The organism is Microbacterium sp. LWS13-1.2 (assembly GCF_040144835.1).
Taxonomy (GTDB): domain Bacteria; phylum Actinomycetota; class Actinomycetes; order Actinomycetales; family Microbacteriaceae; genus Microbacterium.
Window position 1 is genome coordinate 2,205,037 of the sequence record NZ_CP151632.1, and the last position, 16,052, is coordinate 2,221,088.

General features: G+C 70.5%; 12 protein-coding genes and 1 pseudogene. 6 read left to right on the plus strand and 7 right to left on the minus strand.

The genetic code is table 11. The annotated features are described in order from the left end of the window. Positions 1-81: 81 nt before the first annotated feature. Positions 82-720: a helix-turn-helix domain-containing protein gene (locus tag MRBLWS13_RS10400; protein WP_349425304.1), complete on the plus strand. Its 639-nt coding sequence runs from the start codon at positions 82-84 to the stop codon at positions 718-720. Next, complete coding sequence (locus tag MRBLWS13_RS10405; protein ID WP_349425305.1) at positions 717-2,273, plus strand: carboxylesterase family protein; 1,557 nt, start codon at positions 717-719, stop codon at positions 2,271-2,273. Before MRBLWS13_RS10400 ends, MRBLWS13_RS10405 begins: the two co-directional genes overlap by 4 nt. A 108-nt stretch (positions 2,274-2,381) precedes the next feature. On the opposite strand, the gene MRBLWS13_RS10410 is transcribed toward MRBLWS13_RS10405, so the two are convergent. The 7 genes and pseudogenes from MRBLWS13_RS10410 to MRBLWS13_RS10440 all read right to left on the minus strand — a co-directional run bounded on the left by MRBLWS13_RS10410 (position 2,382) and on the right by MRBLWS13_RS10440 (position 8,761). Further along, positions 2,382-3,368, minus strand: coding sequence for an LLM class F420-dependent oxidoreductase (locus tag MRBLWS13_RS10410; RefSeq protein ID WP_349425306.1), 987 nt, complete (start codon positions 3,366-3,368; stop codon positions 2,382-2,384). Positions 3,369-3,377: 9 nt separating this feature from the next. Next, a complete protein-coding gene (locus tag MRBLWS13_RS10415; RefSeq protein ID WP_349429035.1) occupies positions 3,378-4,364 on the minus strand; it encodes a site-specific DNA-methyltransferase in 987 nt (328 codons plus the stop codon). Between the two features lie 115 nt (positions 4,365-4,479). Next, positions 4,480-5,529 carry a biotin/lipoate A/B protein ligase family protein gene (locus tag MRBLWS13_RS10420; RefSeq protein WP_349425307.1) on the minus strand — a complete coding sequence of 350 codons (1,050 nt, stop codon included), beginning with the start codon at positions 5,527-5,529 and terminating at the stop codon, positions 4,480-4,482. A 67-nt stretch (positions 5,530-5,596) separates the two neighbouring features. Beyond that, positions 5,597-5,923: a hypothetical protein gene (locus MRBLWS13_RS10425; protein ID WP_349425308.1), complete on the minus strand. Its 327-nt coding sequence runs from the start codon at positions 5,921-5,923 to the stop codon at positions 5,597-5,599. A gap of 189 nt (positions 5,924-6,112) precedes the next feature. Further along, on the minus strand, positions 6,113-6,928 hold the full coding sequence (locus MRBLWS13_RS10430; protein ID WP_349425309.1) for a glycoside hydrolase family 6 protein: 816 nt from the start codon (positions 6,926-6,928) through the stop codon (positions 6,113-6,115). A 106-nt stretch (positions 6,929-7,034) separates the two neighbouring features. Then, positions 7,035-7,712: pseudogene (locus MRBLWS13_RS10435) on the minus strand (glycoside hydrolase family 6 protein); the annotation flags it as partial. Between the two features lie 197 nt (positions 7,713-7,909). Beyond that, positions 7,910-8,761: an alpha/beta hydrolase gene (locus MRBLWS13_RS10440; RefSeq protein WP_349425310.1), complete on the minus strand. Its 852-nt coding sequence runs from the start codon at positions 8,759-8,761 to the stop codon at positions 7,910-7,912. A 103-nt stretch (positions 8,762-8,864) separates the two neighbouring features. Here MRBLWS13_RS10440 and MRBLWS13_RS10445 point away from each other — a divergent pair, with 103 nt between their 5' ends. The 4 genes from MRBLWS13_RS10445 to MRBLWS13_RS10460 all read left to right on the plus strand — a co-directional run bounded on the left by MRBLWS13_RS10445 (position 8,865) and on the right by MRBLWS13_RS10460 (position 16,045). Further along, positions 8,865-9,341, plus strand: coding sequence for a MarR family transcriptional regulator (locus MRBLWS13_RS10445; protein ID WP_349425311.1), 477 nt, complete (start codon positions 8,865-8,867; stop codon positions 9,339-9,341). Continuing rightward, a complete protein-coding gene (locus MRBLWS13_RS10450; protein WP_349425312.1) occupies positions 9,338-10,696 on the plus strand; it encodes an MFS transporter in 1,359 nt (452 codons plus the stop codon). The genes MRBLWS13_RS10445 and MRBLWS13_RS10450 overlap by 4 nt, the downstream gene beginning before the upstream one ends. Before the next feature lie 1,073 nt (positions 10,697-11,769). Continuing rightward, a complete protein-coding gene (locus MRBLWS13_RS10455) occupies positions 11,770-13,584 on the plus strand; it encodes a hypothetical protein (protein ID WP_349425313.1) in 1,815 nt (604 codons plus the stop codon). Between the two features lie 79 nt (positions 13,585-13,663). Continuing rightward, positions 13,664-16,045 (plus strand): transglycosylase domain-containing protein, encoded by a 2,382-nt coding sequence (locus MRBLWS13_RS10460; RefSeq protein ID WP_349425314.1) that lies wholly within the window; start codon positions 13,664-13,666, stop codon positions 16,043-16,045. Positions 16,046-16,052: the final 7 nt, after the last annotated feature.

A 16,052-nucleotide genomic window follows, 5' to 3' on the forward strand; every position in this document is an offset into this window, starting at 1 on the left:
GGCTCGACGGTGAGCGCACTCGGCAAAACCTTATGTCATTTGGTTTTGAGAAATCAAGCGATATTCGGGTTTACTTCTCCTATGACCGAGAGCGGTACCGGACGACGCGGCTCCTACGCCAAGGGCGTCGCGAAGCGGGAGGAGATCCTCACGCGCGCCCTCGACGTGATCGCCCGCGAGGGCTACCGCGGCGCGTCGGTGAAGGAGCTCGCGGATGCCGTGGGCCTCAGCCAGGCCGGACTCCTGCACTACTTCGACAGCAAGGAGGATCTCTTCACCGAGATCCTGCGCAAGCGCGACGAGATCGACTCGCTCGACCAGGGCCTGGGAGTCGATCTCGAGCACGGCGCCCCGCGGGTCGAGGACGCCGAGCAGGGCGACATCCGCGCGGGCTTTCTCGGCGTCATCGGCCACAACGCCGACGTCCCCGGCCTGGTGCATCTCTTCGCACGGCTGTCGGTCGACGCGGCGGATCCGGAGCACCCCGCGCACCAGTTCTTCCTCGCGCGCGGCAAGAACCTGCGCGGATCCTTCGCGGCGGCGATCGCCGCCCAGCAAGCGGCGGGCAGGCTCGACAGCCGCATCGAACCCGAGGCGCTCGCCCGCATCTTCCAGGCGGTCGCGGACGGCATGCAGGTGCAGTGGATACTGGAGCCCGACGTCGACATGGCCGCGACCGTCGGCGCCCTGTTCGACTTGCTCACGCCGGAGAAGCCATGAACCCCACGCCCCCGCCGGCAGCTGCCGGCACGTCGCCCGCAGTCTCCGCGCCTTCGAGCCCAGACACGGCGACGACGCGTTACGTGGAGGCCGACACCGTCACGGGAAGGGTTCGCGGCCTCTGGCGGGGCGAACCCGGATCGGGCGGATCGGCCGCGTTCCTCGGCATTCCGTTCGCGAAGGCCCCGGTCGGGGCACTGCGATTCGAGGCGCCCGTGCCGCCCGAACCATGGGAGGGTGTGCGGGACGCACTCGAGTTCGGTGCGACCGCGCAGCGCGGCGACGCGGGGATCACCCTCATTCCGGAGCCGTCCGTGCCCGGCAACGCGACGCTCAACGTCAACGTGTTCACGCCCGTTCCGGGCGTGGTGGATACCGCGCTCCCTGTTCTCGTCTGGATCCACGGCGGGGGCTACGTCTCCGGGTCTCCGGCGAGCCCCTGGTACGACGGCCTCGCTTTCAACCGCGACGGCGTCGTCACGGTGACGATCTCGTATCGCCTCGGCTTCGACGGATTCGGGCACATCGACGGCGCACCGTCGAACCGTGGCGTGCGGGACTGGCTCGCCGCATTGCAGTGGGTGCAGGACAACATCGCGAGATTCGGGGGCGACCCGTCGCACGTCACGATCGCGGGGCAGTCCGCCGGCGGAGGCGCGGTGCTCCGACTGCTCGCAATGCCCGCCGCGCAGCATCTGTTCCATTCCGTGTGGGCGCTGTCGGGCGCACTGGCGGACGTCTCGTCCGAGCGTGCTCGCACCGCATCGGCGAGGCTCGCTCGTCTCGCCGGCGTCGCGCCGACGCGCGAGGGCTTCGCCTCCGTACCGGAGGAGACCCTGCACGCCCTCCAGTCGAAGGCTGTCGAGCCCGAATCGGCCGATCGCCTCGCCGGTGTGCGAGGGCTGCTGGACGACGGGCTCTCGTGGGGTCCGATGATCGACGGCGACCTCGTCCCCGATCCCACGATCGCCGCGCTGCGCTCCGGCGCGGGGGCCGACAAGCCCCTCGTGCTCGGCACGACGGACGACGAGTTCACGATGGTGCTCGACTCGGCCCAGCGCAAGCTCCGGTTCATCCCCGCGGGCCAGGCACTTGCGAAGCTCGACGTGCCCCGCGATCGCCGACGCGCCTACCTCACCGACAATGCGGCACAGCGCCGCAAGGGGACGGCAGCGGTCCTCGGCCGCTACGTCACCGACGTGGTCTTCCGCTCGACGGTCGTGAAGGTCGCCGACGCGCGCGGGGCCGCACCGACGTGGGTGTACCGCTTCTCCTGGCCCTCGCCGACCCGGCGGTGGGCGCTGCACTGCCTGGACGTGCCGTTCTGGTTCGACTGCCTCGACGAGCCTCATGTGGCCGCGATCGCCGGCGACGCTCCCCCGCGGCGACTCTCCGACGCGATCCACGGCGCCGCGGTCGCCCTCATCCGGGGCGACGCCCCCGGGTGGCGCGCCTGGTCGGACGCACCCGGGACGACACGCGTGTTCGGAGGCGCGGCATCCGCTCCCGATGTCATCGCCGACGGCTACCGCAGCGTCCGCACCCTCGTCTGACCCGACGACCGCGCCCCGCACGCCACACGAACTCCGAAGAATCGCGCGAACCCGGCAGGATTCGAGCCGATCGCCGCATATCCGGGGTGATTCTGCGGAGTTGGCGCGTCAGGCCAGCGCGGCCAGCACTTCGCGCTCGAAGAGCTCGATGCCCGAGAGGTCATAGGCCGCCTCGGGGAAGTAGTGGATCGCGTAGGTGATGCCGTGCCGCTCGCGCTCGGCGAGACGCTCGACCACCTGCTCGACCGCGCCGAAGGCGGGCGAGCTCACGTAGTCGTGCTCGATCTGGTCGGCGCGCTCCTGCCCGACGAACGGGAGGACCCGAGCCTTGACTGCCGCGAGACGCTCGTGGGCCTCGGCCTCGGTCGCGCCGACGATCGTGTTGAAGTTCGAGCTGCGGGTGATCTCCGAGAAGTCGCGGCCGAGGGCGTCGCAGTGCTCGCGGAGGATCGCGCTCTTGCGGTCGATGTCGTCGAGCGAGCCGGCGAAGTTCGTGTACGACGCGTACTTCGCCGCGATCTTGAGCGTCACCTTCTCGCCGCCGCCGGCGACCCAGATGGGGATGCCACCGTTCTGGAGGGGCAGCGGCTGCACGAGGGCGCCGTCGACCTGGTAGTGCTTCCCGTCGAGGGTGGCGCGGCCGGTGGTCCACGCCTGCTGCATGATGTCGACGCCTTCGCGCAGCATCCGCAGCCGTTCCGGAACCGGCGGGAAGCCGTAGCCGTACGCCTCCCACTCGTGCTCGTACCAGCCGCCGCCGATGCCCATCTCGGTGCGGCCGCCCGAGACGATGTCGACGGTCGCGGCGACCTTCGCAAGGTAGGCGGGATTGCGGTAGCCCATGCACGTGCACATCTGGCCGAGGCGGATGCGGTGGGTCGACGCCGCGAACGCCGCCATCAGCGTCCATGCCTCGTGCGTCGCCTCCTCGCTCGGCACGGGCGTCGTGTGGAAGTGGTCGTAGACCCACAGCGACTCCCACGCACCGGCGTCGGCGCGCTCTGCCAGCCCTTTCATCACCGCCCAGTGCTCGGAGGGGTCGATGCCGACCAGATCGAATCGCCAGCCTTGGGGGATGAAGGTACCGAAGCGCATGCCTCCAGCCTAGGGAAGCGTTTGCTCGTCCTCCACGCCCGAAACGCGGGCGTGCGGCATCCGCTCGCGCATGACGGCGATCGCCTCGGGGTTGTGATCGACGAGGACGGCGTCGCGGCCGAGCGCCGACGCCACCGCACCCGTGGTGCCGCTGCCCGCGAAGAAGTCGAGCACCCGGTCCCCCGGGCGCGATGAGGCCTGCACGATCCGTCGCAGGATGCCCTCGGGCTTCTGCGTCGGGTAGCCCGTCTTCTCGCGCCCGGTCGTCGGCACGATCGTGTGCCACCAGACGTCGGTCGGGAGCTTGCCGCGCTCGGCCTTCTCGGGCGTGACCAGCCCCGGCGCCATGTAGGGCTCGCGGTCCACGGCATCCGAGTCGAACCAGTACGCCTTCGGATCCTTGACGTACACGAGGATCGTGTCGTGCTTGGTGGGCCAGCGCTTGCGCGTCTTGGCGCCGTAGTCATAGGCCCAGATGAGCTCGTTGAGGAAGCGCTCGCGCCCGACCAGCGCGTCCATCAGCACCTTGGCGTAATGCGCCTCGCGGTAGTCGAGATGCAGGTACAGCGTGCCGTCCTCGGCGAGCAGGCGCCAGGCCTCGAGCAGCCGCGGCTCGAGGAAGCCCCAGTAGTCGTCGAACCGGTCGTCGTAGGCCCGCAGGTCGCCGCGGATGCGCTCGTACTCGCGACCATGGAACCCGCGCCGCACGACGCCGGCTGCGATCGGTGGCGCTCCCGCACCACCCACCCCGCGAGACCCCACCGGGTCGCCGAGACCGTGGAAATCCCCCACCGTCTCGTCCGCCCGCTGGGGTCTCGCCGAGAGGGAGTGGGCGGGGACGTCGGGTGATAGGGAGGGGGACGGATGCCGCGACCTGGCGGTCTCGATCGAGCGCTCCTGCGGGCGGCCGGTGTTGAACGGCGGGTCGAGGTAGATCAGGGTGAAGGAGGCGTCGGGCAGCCGCCGGATGACCTCGAGATTGTCGCCCTCGTGGATTTCGACGGAGCCGGGAGCCGCCGAGCCGGGCGCCGGGGTGGAGCGGGGGGCCGCTGCGCGGCCGCCCGGCGCGGCATCAGTTCCTCCCGCAGCCGAGGTCACGCGCCCCCGCCCGTCACGGGACCCGGCGCAGCCACGCGTCGGTCGCGAACTTGGACTCCACGAGCGCCTCGGCCTCGGCGTACTCGTCGTCGGTGATGTGACCGGCGACGGCGCCGTAGAGGTTCTGGAACGTCTCCGCGAGCTTGGCGATGATCGCCTCGCGGGGAAGACCGGTCTGACGGCGCAGCGGGTCCACGCGTTTGTCGGCCGACGTCGTCCCCTTGTCGCTGAGCTTCTCGCGGCCGATGCGCAGCACCTCGGTCATGACCCTGCCGTCCATGTCGTAGCTGAGGGTCGCGTGGTGCAGCACTCCCCCGTTCGCGAGGCGCTTCTGCGCGGCGCCGCCGATCTTGCCCTGGGGCGAGGCGATGTCGTTAAGCGGCTGGTACGTGGCGTCGATGCCGAGGGTCCGCAGCGCCTGCAGCACCCAGTCGTCGAGGAACGCGTACGAGTCCGCGAACGTCAGACCGGCGACCAGTGATGCGGGCACGTACAGCGAGTACGTGACGATCGAGTTGGCGCCCATGAGCATCGCGCCGCCGCCCGAGATGCGGCGCACGACGTCGAAGCCGTGCTTCGCGGCCCCGTCGGGGTCGACCTCGTTACGCAGCGACTGGAACGAGCCGATCACGACGGCGTTCTCGTCCCACTCCCAGATCCGCAGCGTCGGGCGCCGCCGGCCGTCGCCGACGCGGCCGGTGAGCACCTCGTCGAGCGCCAGGTTCATGCGCGGCGAGACCGGCTTGTCGTGGACGATCTCCCAATCGAAGTCGTGCCAGCCGGGGGCGGTGACGAGGGCGCGGCGTACGGCGGTGCCGACCGCTTCAGGCGTGAAGCCCAGCAGCTGCGCCCCGCTCGGAAGCGCGGACCGCACGGCGGCGGCGATGGCCGCGACGTCCGCCTCGATCGGCAGTCCGTTCACCGCGGCGTCGATGTCGTCGAGCGCATCGTCCGGCTCCAGGAAGAAGTCGCCCGCGAGGTGGAAGTCCGCGATGCGGCCGTCGCGCTCCTCGAGGTCGACGACGACGAGCTTTCCGCCGGGCACCTTGTATTCGCCGTGCATGCGTTCAGCCTATTGCCGGCGCGCCCAGAGACCGGGCGCCGCCCGAAGGCGACGCCCGGCCGAGAGATCAGTTGATCCCGGGGATGACGAGCCACCGGTTGACGAGCACGATCCACAGTGCGATGACCGCGAGGGCCGCGATCGCGATGCCGATGCCCTGACGGCCGCGGAGCAGGAGCCCCACGACGATCACGATGAGCGTCGCGATCGCCAGCACGAGCGAGCCGAACGGAATGCCGGGCAGGAACAGCGACAGTATGAACAGCGCGGCGACGACGATCTCGATGATGCCGACGACGGTGTTGCCCTTGCCCCGCACTCGGAGGATGCCGTCGAAGAGGGCGACCGCGCCGCCGATGAGCGCGATGAGCAGGAGCCAGCTGAGGGTGATCAAGGTGGGGGGAACCTTTCGCGAGGGATGCCGCGGCAGCCGCCGCGGCGCCGGTCAGCCTATCGACGCGCGGCTCCGGGCCCCCGAAACAGGCCGGGGCTGGACGCGACACCCGCAGGACTGGTAAGAGGCGGCGACGACGGGCCGAGGCATCCGTCATCGCCGCCTCTCTGGAGTGCAGCGCGTCCCTCGCTATGAGGTGCAGGCCCGCCCGTCGAGAAGGAACTGCCACGGCGTGCTCGCCGCGCCCTTCGCGTGGATCACCGTGTCGGGCGCCTTGCCGCCCTTCTTGGTCGCGCCGCTGACGGTCACGATGCCGTCGGCCTGGGTGACGGTCGCGCGCGTGGCCTTCGTCACGATCTGCCCGTCGGGCACGGCGAACGCGAGCGTCCACCGGTCGGCGACGACGCCCGACAGGCGCACCGTCGCCGAGAACGCATCCTCGTCGCCGTCGGCGACCCACTCGACGTGGCAGTCGAGCGGCGCAAGCGGCGGGTTGGCCAAAGCGATGAGCTCGCGCGCCTGCTCGACGAACCACTGACCTGCCGCGGGGTCCTCCATGCCGCGCTCCGGATCGAGCGGGCCCGCCGTGCCGCGGTAGCACTTGCCGTCGGATTCGCCCGGCACCTTGATCCACAGGTATGCGTCCACGAGGGGCGTACCCGTCGTCGTGTCGGGGCGGGTGCCCAGGCCGCGGTCCGGCGGGTTGCACCAGTCTTCGTGCGTGTCGCCGTACTGGCCTTCGTGGTCCCAGGGCCCGAGGCCGTTGCGGCTGGTGTCGATGACGAAGCGCGTGGTGGCCTCCACATCGCCGAGGATCGCCGCGTAGCGCGAGTCGACGCCGCTGGTGTTGAGCGCCGGGTCGGCGGCATCCGCGCTCCATTCGCCGTACGGCGACATGCCCACACCTTGCCAATCGGTCGCGGGGCCGCCGTTCCAGTACTGGTTGCCGCACGAGCCGAAGTCGCCCGCGTTGACCTGCGTGGCGTAGGCGATGCACTGCGACACCCAGGTGCCGTACGCGGTGTTGTTCGCCGTGAACTGGTAGTTGGGCGTTGAGGAAGAATCCGTCTGCGTCCTGCACGCCGGCCTTGATCAGACGGTCCGAGATCTCGCCGACGTTGAGCCACGCCGAGCTGGTGCCGTCGAGATAGACGGATGCCTCCGGCAGAGCGCCGATCGCATCCACGGCGTGGTTCAGCTGGGTGAAGCGGTCGGCGGCGGCGGTGTCGGCGGGCACCTCGGCCGGCTGGCACCACTCCATCTGCCCGTCGAGCGTGACGTGGTGCGGGATGATGCCGAGGCCGTCGGGCTCGAGGATCACGGTGGCGGCACGATCTCCGATGCCGGCGGCGAACCCGTCGATCCAGGCGTTGTACGCCGCGGTGTCCGCCGCTCCGCCCGCCGAGTACTGCGCGCAGTCGCGGAAGGGGAGGTTGTACGCGACGAGCACGGGCATGCGGCCCTGCGCGGCGGCGGCGGTGACCACGTCATCGACGGCCGCCTCGACGTCGGCCGGCGTGCCCGAGGTGAACCAGTCCGCGGACGGGATCGAGCCCAGCAGTTGGGCGTCGTCTCGCGCCTGCCCGGTGAGCGACTGGGCCGCTTCGAGGGTGGTGCTCCACGGGTTGACGTAGAGCTCGGAGCCGACGAGGTCGCCGTCCGGTTCGTCGGCGGCGGCCGCGGTCGCGCTCAGCGGCACGGCGAGCCCGACCGCGAGTGCGGCGGCGGCGCCCAGTGCCCAGGCACGCTGTGGGGGCCGCGCGCGAAGTCTGGCGGGTGGGTGGGTCATGTGGATCTCCTGGTCGTCGTCGACCTCCGGGCACCGTCGCCCGAGGAGCGGCACTGCGGGACCGACGGCCCGCCGGACTTCGAAACCAGCGTGGGAGCGCTCCCACAGTGACCACTGCGGCCAGGCTGACTCATCCGGCGCCGGTCGTCAACGGTGGAATCGGCCGGCAGGAGGCGCCATCGGGGCAGCGGTCCGGGTCAGGCTCTCGAGGGAGCGATCCGCTCGAGCCACGCGAGCAGGTCGGCGCGGACGTCCTGCTGCATGACCTCGTTGAAGATCTCGTGCCGCGCTTCCGGGTAGACGAGCGTCGTCACGTCGGTGAATCCGGAGCGGGTGCGATACGCATCGGCGAGCCGGTGCACGCTGCGCGGTCCGCCGACCGTGTCGTCCCGACCGACCATGAGGAGGGTCGGGATGTCGCGACCGAGGTTGCGACGGGGCAGACCATACATGCGCAGCGAATCCAGCACCCCGATCAGCTTGATCGGGTCTTCGCTGGTGGTGAGGGGGTCGTCGAGGAAGGCCCGCCCCACCGAGAGGTCGCTCGAGAGCCACTCGGTTCCCGTCGCGTCGGGACCCGCCCACGGCTTATTGAGTCCGCTTGTGTGGATCGACCCCGGCATGCGCAGCGCGGAGCCGGTCAGGACCAGTCCGTCGTACGCCTCGGGATGCGCGTTCACCAGCATCTGGGCGAGCACGGAGCCGCCGGAGTGACCGAGCAGCACGAGCGGCAATCCGGGGTTCTCGGCGTGGATCTGCTCGGTGAACTGCCACATCGTGGCGAGCGCCGCGCGCAGGCCGCCGGGACCGAGGTGCCCCAACAGGGCGACATCGCCGCCGTGCTGCTGCATGCCGGTGCGACCGTGGCCGCGGTGGTCCGCGGCCCACACGGTGTAGCCGTTCGTGGTGAGCGCGTCGATCAGCACGGCGTACCGTCCGGCATGCTCGCCGACGCCGTGCAGCAGCTGAACGACCGCCCGCGGTTCGGTCTTCGCCGGATGGACGTCGAAGAAGATCGTGATGCCGTACGCATCGATGAACTCGGGCATGCGCAGAAGTCTAGGTGCGAGACACCGAAGCCCCGCGCACACGCTCATCGCGGCAACCGCAGACTTTCTTTAGCAAAGCTAATAAGCTAAGCTAAACAACCGGATGAGCAACGAAACCCTGACGACCCCCACTCCCTCTCCCGCCGACGCGGGAGACCACCCCGACCTGTCGCCCGCCGCATCACAGCTCCGGATCGCGACGTTCCGCCTCGCCCGGCGCATGCGCACGCAGCGTGCCGTCGACTCCATGAGCGACGGCCAGTTCGCCGTGCTGGCAGCCCTGCGCGTCCACGGCGCGCACACCCTCGGCGAACTCGCCGAGCGCGAGCGTGTGTCGGCGCCCTCCATGAACCGCACGGTCAACTGCCTGCAGGAATCCGGCTACATCGTCCGCGCCGCCGACGAGAGCGACGGCCGCAAGGTGGTCATCTCGCTGACGCCCGACGGCGAAGCCGTGGTCGAAGAGACGGCCCGCCGCCGCGACGCGTGGGTCGAGGCATCCCTCGCGGAACTCACGCCCGCCGAGCGCGGCACCATCGCCGCGGCCGCCGAGATCATGCAGCGGATGGTCGACCGATGAGCGCGATGTTCCGGTCGTTCTCGGCCTTCAACTACCGCGTCTGGTTCATCGGCGCCCTGGTGTCGAACATCGGCGCATGGATGCAGGCGACTGCCATCAGCTGGGTCGTGCTGACCGAGCTGACGTCGAACGACGCCGCCGCCATGGGCGTGACGATGGCGCTGCAGTTCGCTCCACCGCTGCTGCTGGTGGGCGTCACCGGGCTCGTCGCGGACCGCTTCGACCGCCGCAAGCTCCTTCTCCTCACGCAGAGCCTGCTGCTGCTGCTCGGCGTCGCCATCGGCGCGCTCATCTTCGCCGGCGCGATGTCCCTGCCGATCATGTACGGCTTCGCGCTCGCTCTGGGCGTGGTCGCCGCGTTCGACAACCCGGCACGCCAGGCGTTCGTCTCCGACCTCGTCGCACGAGAGAACGCCTCCAACGCCGTCGCGCTGAACGCGGCGTCGTTCAACGGCGCGCGGATGATCGGCCCCGCGGTGGCGGGCATCGTGATCGTCGCGATCGGCACCGGCTGGGTGTTCGTGGCGAACGCCGTGACCTTCCTCGCCATGCTCGGCGCCCTGGTCCTGATCCGCACGAACGAGCTGGTGCCGCGCGTGAAGGCGCCGCAGTCGTCGCGCCTGGCCGACGGCGTCAGGTACGTCGCCCGTCGTCCCGACTTCATCGTGACCTTCGCCATGGTCTTCCTCATCGGGGCGTTCGGCATGAACTTCCCCATCCTCGCGTCGACGATGGCGGTCGAGTTCGACAAGGAGGCCGACGGCTTCGGTCTGCTCAGCTCGATCCTCGCCATCGGCTCGGTCGCCGGCGCGCTGCTGGCCGCCCGCCGCGATCGGGCCCGCCTGCGCGTGCTCATCGTAGGCACGGCGATGTTCGGGGTCGCCGCGGTGGTGTCCGCGTTCATGCCGACGTACTGGCTGTACGCGGCGACGCTGGTGTTCACGGGCTTCTCGGTCGTGACGATGATGGCGACGGCGAACGGCTACGTGCAGACCACGACCGACCCGGCGCTGCGCGGTCGCGTGCTGGCGCTCTACATGGCGATCCTCATGGGCGGGACGCCGATCGGCGCGCCGATCGTCGGCTGGGTCGCCGCCGAGTTCGGGCCCCGCGTCGCGATCCTAGTCGGCGCTGCCGCCGCTTTCGTCGCCTTCGCGATCGGTGCGACGTGGCTGCTCGTCTCGGGCCGCCTGCACCGCCACGAGCGCAAGCGGTTCCGCCTGACACTCGACGAGACGCGGCCGCTCAGCGTCGTCGTCCCCGAAGAGTTCAGCGACGAGGTCGCCGGCACCACGCCGATCCCGCTGCCCCGAGACGACGACGAGAGGCCCGCGCGCACCCGCGCCGCGAGCTGACCCCTCCCCCGCCGCCCCGGCGGTGGATGCGCGAAAGCCGCACACTCCGGCGTGCGGGAATCTCCCCTTTCGCAGTTCCCGCGGCGTCAGCGCCGCTCGCGCACCCCGACGCGCTCGAGGTGCGCGTTGGTGAACCGCCCGTCGGGATCGAGACGCTCGAACACCGCGCGGGCATCGGCCAGCCGCGGGTGGACCCGTCCCATGTCGGCACGGCCGAAGCCGTGCAGCTTGCCCCGGGTGCGGCCGCGCGTCGAACGGCTCCAGCGCCGCCTCGATGCGCCCGAGCGCGGCGGCGACCTCGTCGGGGTGGGTGAACCACGTGAAGTGGATGATCACGACGTCGCGGCGGTAGGCGGGGCTCAGCCACAGCTCGTTGGCCGCGGCCGTGCGCAGCTCGGTCCAGATGAGATGGGGACGGATGCCGTCACCGAGCGCGCGCACCGCGTTCAGGGCGGCGGGCGCATCGGCGTGGGCGACGAAGTACTCGCTCTGGATCTCGTCACCGAACGAGGGCTGGGCGTCGAGGCGAAGTGCGGCAGCCGCAGTACCCACGGCCGGTCACGTCGACGAGCGTGCCGGTCGTGTCGGGCAGATCGGTGAACGAATGGCGCGTGCCCAGGGCACGGACGCGCCCCCGGCTCGCGGAGCACCCGGCGCACATCGTCGACCGACGTCGCGTCGACGATCCGCGGCGCGGTGTACTCGTAGGTTCAGCCCAATTGCGCGGCATCGCGTCTCCTTACGGCTAAAGCGGTGTTCGGCACCGGCGTGCCGCTGGGCAGCGCGCCGAGCGTGGTGGTGATCTCGGCCGAGCAGTCGTCGGGATAGGCGGCATGCGAACAACGTACGACAGTCCGGTGTTCACGGCTTCCGACTGCTGCTTGCATTGGTCAACCGGTTGGCCGCGCCGCGCAGTCCGGCTTCGCATCAGGCGTCTTCTTCATCGGCTGCACCTGCTCGAGGTGCCGTCGAACCTCGTCCTGCACAAGTCCGGCACCCGGTCACGACGGCCACCTCGGCGGCATCCTGCGACCGGGCGCCGAATCCGCCACATGAAGACGAGGATGGGACGCATGACCGAGTTGTGGAGCAGCGACCCCGTGGTGCCCGGGCGCAGCAGGCCCTGGCGAAGCGGGCCCTGGACGCTCGAGGTGCGCGACGACGAACTCGCCGACATCGCGTACGAGGGAGGCGTGGTGCTGCGCTCGGTGCGCGCGGTCGTCCGCGATCGCAACTGGGACACCGCCGCGTTCACGGTCGACCGGATCGACTCTAGCGATCTCGCCGTGACGTTGCACGTGCGATCGAGCAGCCTCGGTGCTGAGCTGAGCGGGATCGTGCGGGCCGAGGTGCGCGGTCCCGGCCGTCTGAGGGTGCTTACCGACCTGGAGTCGCAGAGCGCGTTCGCGACCAACCGCACGGGGCTCGTCGTGCTGCATCCGCCCGGACTCGCCGGCACGACGATGCACGTCCGCCACTCGGATGGGACGATCGCGGACTCGCGGTTCCCGGTGCGGATCACCCCGCACCAGCCGGCCCTGGACATCGCCGGCCTGTCGTGGTCGCACGACGGACTCGAGGTCGATGTGCGGTTCACCGGCGACGTGTTCGAGATGGAGGATCAGCGCAACTGGACGGATGCCTCGTACAAGACGTACAGCCGTCCGCTCGCGCTGCCCTTCCCCTACACGCTCGCCGCCGGTGAGCGCGTGGTGCAGTCGGTGGACACCGCCGTGTCCGGCACCTCGATCGCTCCCGAGCGGAATCGCGTGACCCGCATCCGGCTCGTCGAAGGGCCGCCGCTCCCGGACATCGGCACAGCGGCATCGACGGCAGCGGACCCGGCCCCCGAGGACGAGTCGCCGGCCATCGACACCCCCTGGCCGGCGACCGTGCTCGTCGAGCTCGACCTCGCCACCCGCAACTGGCGCGCTGCCCTCGACCGCGCCGCTGGCCCGCACCGGAGCGCGCCCGTCCGGCGGCGGCCGGATGCGAGCCGGCCCGACCATGCGCGCCGCGCGCTCGACGTGCGCTTCGTGCTCGACGAGTCGGACCCCGCGAGCATCGACGAGGCCGTCTACGCGCTGCGGGCCCTTCCCGTCGCCCGCGTCACGGCCTTCTGGCCGTCCGGGCCTTCCCGGGACGTGTCCGACCTTGAGGCGATCGCGCTGCTGCGCCACGCCCTCGCAGAGGCGGGACTCGAAGTCGACGTGGCCGGCGGGGCACGCTCGCACTTCACCGAGCTGAACCGCGAGCACCCTCGCCTGCCTCGCGGTCTCGACGGCATCGTGTTCAGCGTCACGCCGCTGTTCCACAGCCTCACCACGGCGCAGCTCGTCGAGTCGCTGCCGGTCCAGCGGCTCGTCGCGGCACAGGGCGTCGAGATCGCCGCCGGGCATCCGGTCCACATCGGCCCGATCTCATTGCGTCCGCACTTCAACAACGTGGCCACGACGCCGCCGCCCAGGCCCGCCCACGACGATCTGCGCGAGGGCTACGGCGCCGCGCTCATCGATTCCGCCGACGCCCGCATCGGCGCTCCGGAACTCGCCGCGTGGACCGTCGCGAGCGCGGCAGCCCTCGCCGTGCCCGGCGTCGCGACCCTCGCCTACTTCGAGGAGTGGGGGCCGCGAGGGGTGCGCGCGGCGGACGGCTCGTCGCGGCCGGTGCTCGACGCGGTCACCGCGCTGGCCGAGCTGGGCGGTGACGCGGGCCTCCGTGGCGAATCTCCCGACGGCCTTGTCTGGGCCCTGGGCGCGAGCACCGCACAGGGGGCCGTCGTGCTCGTGGCGAACCTCGATCACCGTGCTCGCACGGTGGAGGTCGAGCTGCCCGGCGGCAGGACGCGCACCGCCGAGGTCTCCCCCGGGGCGTTCGCGCGACTCTGACGCGCTCTCGCGCGGCGCACCCGTCGCGCAATCCGCGGTGGTCTGCCATGCTTTCCCCCACCGGACATTGGACGCCGTCGTGAAGCCAACAGGGGTTTCTCCGCAGACCGCGGGCCTGCCGCCTTACAGGCGCACACTCGCGGGGGTCCTCGGCGGCCTCGTCGGCCTGGTGGTGCTCAGCGTGATCGCCGGGTTGCTGATCGTGGCTCCCCTGGCCCCGGTCATCGCGATCTCAGGGCATGCGGCGAGCACGGCCGTCTCGATGTTCGACGGCATGCCCAGTTACCTCGCGATCGACCGGCTCATGCTGCCGACGACGATCTACGCGCGCGATCCCGCGACCGGACAAGATACCGAGTTGACGTCGTTCTACGACCAGAACCGTGTTCCCGTGGCTTTCGACCAGGTCGCGCCCGTCATGTACGACGCGATCCTGGCATCCGAGGATCCCCGCTACTACGAGCACGGCGGTGTCGACATCGTCGGCACGACCCGTGCGCTGATCCGGAACGCGCAGGGCGGCGCGGTCCAGGGCGGCTCCTCGATCAGTCAGCAGTACGTCAAGAACGTGCTCGTGCAGCGGTGCGAGCGCGACGCCATCGCGACCGATACTCAGACGCGAGACGAGGTGCTGCGGGCCTGCTGGCTCGATGCGACGCAGGCGCGGGGTGCGGAGGGATACGAGCGCAAGCTCCAGGAGATCCGCTACGCCGTCCAGGTCGGGAAGGAGTACTCCAAGAACGACATCCTGCTGGGCTACCTGAACATCGCGAACTTCGGCGGCACGACCTATGGCATCGAAGCCGCGGCGCGCTACTACTTCAGCACGACGGCGGCGAACTTGACACTGGTACAGGCGGCGACGCTCGCGGGCATCGTGCAGAACCCCAACACGTTCCGCATCGACCGGCCCACGGGGTCCATCTTCGGAGCGGACGGGAGCACCTACAACAAGGTCGCCGACGGGACGATCGAGGATGTGACACCAGGGACGCTCGCCGGGTTGGACACGCTCCTCGCGGAGGGCACGATCACGCCCGAACAGCACCTCGCCGCCGGCGATGCGTACAGTGCGACGAAGGGGCGCCAGCTCTACGTCCTCGACCGGATGCGGGAGGACGGCCGCATCACCGCCGAACAGTATGTCGCGGCCGCGGTGGAGCCGATCACTCCGGCGCTGCAGCCCGCGCATGTCGGCTGCGTGGCGACCTCCGCGCCCTTCTTCTGCCAGTACGTGGTCAACACCGTGCGCTCCGACCCGGACTACGCCGCGGCCTTCGGTGCGACCCCGCAGGAGCGACAGAAGTCGCTGACTCGCGAGGGCCTGAACATCTACACGACGCTGGACTGGCGCCTGCAGAACGCCTCGCAGGATGCGATGCGGCGGTACGCGCCCGAGACCGTGCCCGGCATGGACTTCGGGTCGGCAGCGGTCAGCATCGAAGCCAACACCGGGCGCATCCTGGCGATCAGCCAGAACAACCGGTTCACGGAGGACCGCGACGTCTCCGCCAACGACCCGGCCTATACGTCGCTCGTCTACGCGGGCGACCTGGTGCACGGCGTCTCCACGGGGTTCGAGACCGGATCGACCTTCAAGCTGTTCACCCTCGTCGACTGGCTCGAGACGGGTCACACCCTGTTCGAGGGCGTCAACGGCAGCCTCCGGGCCATCCCCCGCCTGCAGGATCGCTGCGAAGGAACGTGGATCAACCGCGAGAACCACGTCGTGCGCAACTTCGGCAACGTGCCCGGCTACATCGGGACGCCGATGCAGTTCACGGCGCAGTCGCTCAACAGCGGCTTCCTCGGGATGGCCGAGAAGCTCGACCTCTGCGACATCGAGAATGTCGCGGCCCGGATGGGCGTGACCCGCGGCGACGGCGGTCCGGTGGACGTCGACGGCGCGGCAGCGGTCATCGGCACGAACAACATCGCACCGGTCGCCATGGCCGGGGCGTTCGCGACCGTCGCGAACAACGGCGTGTACTGCGTGCCGCGGGTGATCGAGCGTGTGGTCAATGCCGACGGCGTCGAGCTTCCGGTGCCGGGCGACCGGTGCTCGCAGAGCATCAGCCCCGAGGTGGCTGCGGCGACGGCGTTCGCGCTGCAGGGCGTCATGGTTCCCGGCGGCACCGGGTCGGGCGGCAACCCGAACGACGGCACGCCGATGCTGGGCAAGACCGGCACCCATGAGCAGCTCCAGACCTGGCTCCTCGCGTCCAGCACTCGGGTGACCACCGCGGTCTGGGTGGGCAACGCCGACGGGAAGGCCGACGTCTTCCGCGCCGCGCACAACGGTCGCATCCTGTCGACGATCCGTCTCCCGATAGCTCGCGACATCCAGAGCGTGGCCAACCAGCTCTACCCCGGCGGTCCCTTCGCCGCGCCCCCCGGCGAGTTGCTGCGGCGCGCGCCGGCGCCGGCATCGGCCCCCCGTTCTGATCCGAACGACGGCTGATCCGTGA

Bases quoted from the DNA above. Each gene is read 5' to 3' on its own strand.
- MRBLWS13_RS10455 (WP_349425313.1), top strand. From the start codon at position 11,770: ATGACCGAGTTGTGGAGCAGCGACCCCGTGGTGCCCGGGCGCAGCAGG.
- MRBLWS13_RS10445 (WP_349425311.1), top strand. From the start codon at position 8,865: ATGAGCAACGAAACCCTGACGACCCCCACTCCCTCTCCCGCCGACGCG.
- MRBLWS13_RS10420 (WP_349425307.1), bottom strand. From the start codon at position 5,529: ATGCACGGCGAATACAAGGTGCCCGGCGGAAAGCTCGTCGTCGTCGAC.
- MRBLWS13_RS10400 (WP_349425304.1), top strand. From the start codon at position 82: ATGACCGAGAGCGGTACCGGACGACGCGGCTCCTACGCCAAGGGCGTC.
- MRBLWS13_RS10405 (WP_349425305.1), top strand. From the start codon at position 717: ATGAACCCCACGCCCCCGCCGGCAGCTGCCGGCACGTCGCCCGCAGTC.
- MRBLWS13_RS10410 (WP_349425306.1), bottom strand. From the start codon at position 3,368: ATGCGCTTCGGTACCTTCATCCCCCAAGGCTGGCGATTCGATCTGGTC.
- MRBLWS13_RS10450 (WP_349425312.1), top strand. From the start codon at position 9,338: ATGAGCGCGATGTTCCGGTCGTTCTCGGCCTTCAACTACCGCGTCTGG.
- MRBLWS13_RS10440 (WP_349425310.1), bottom strand. From the start codon at position 8,761: ATGCCCGAGTTCATCGATGCGTACGGCATCACGATCTTCTTCGACGTC.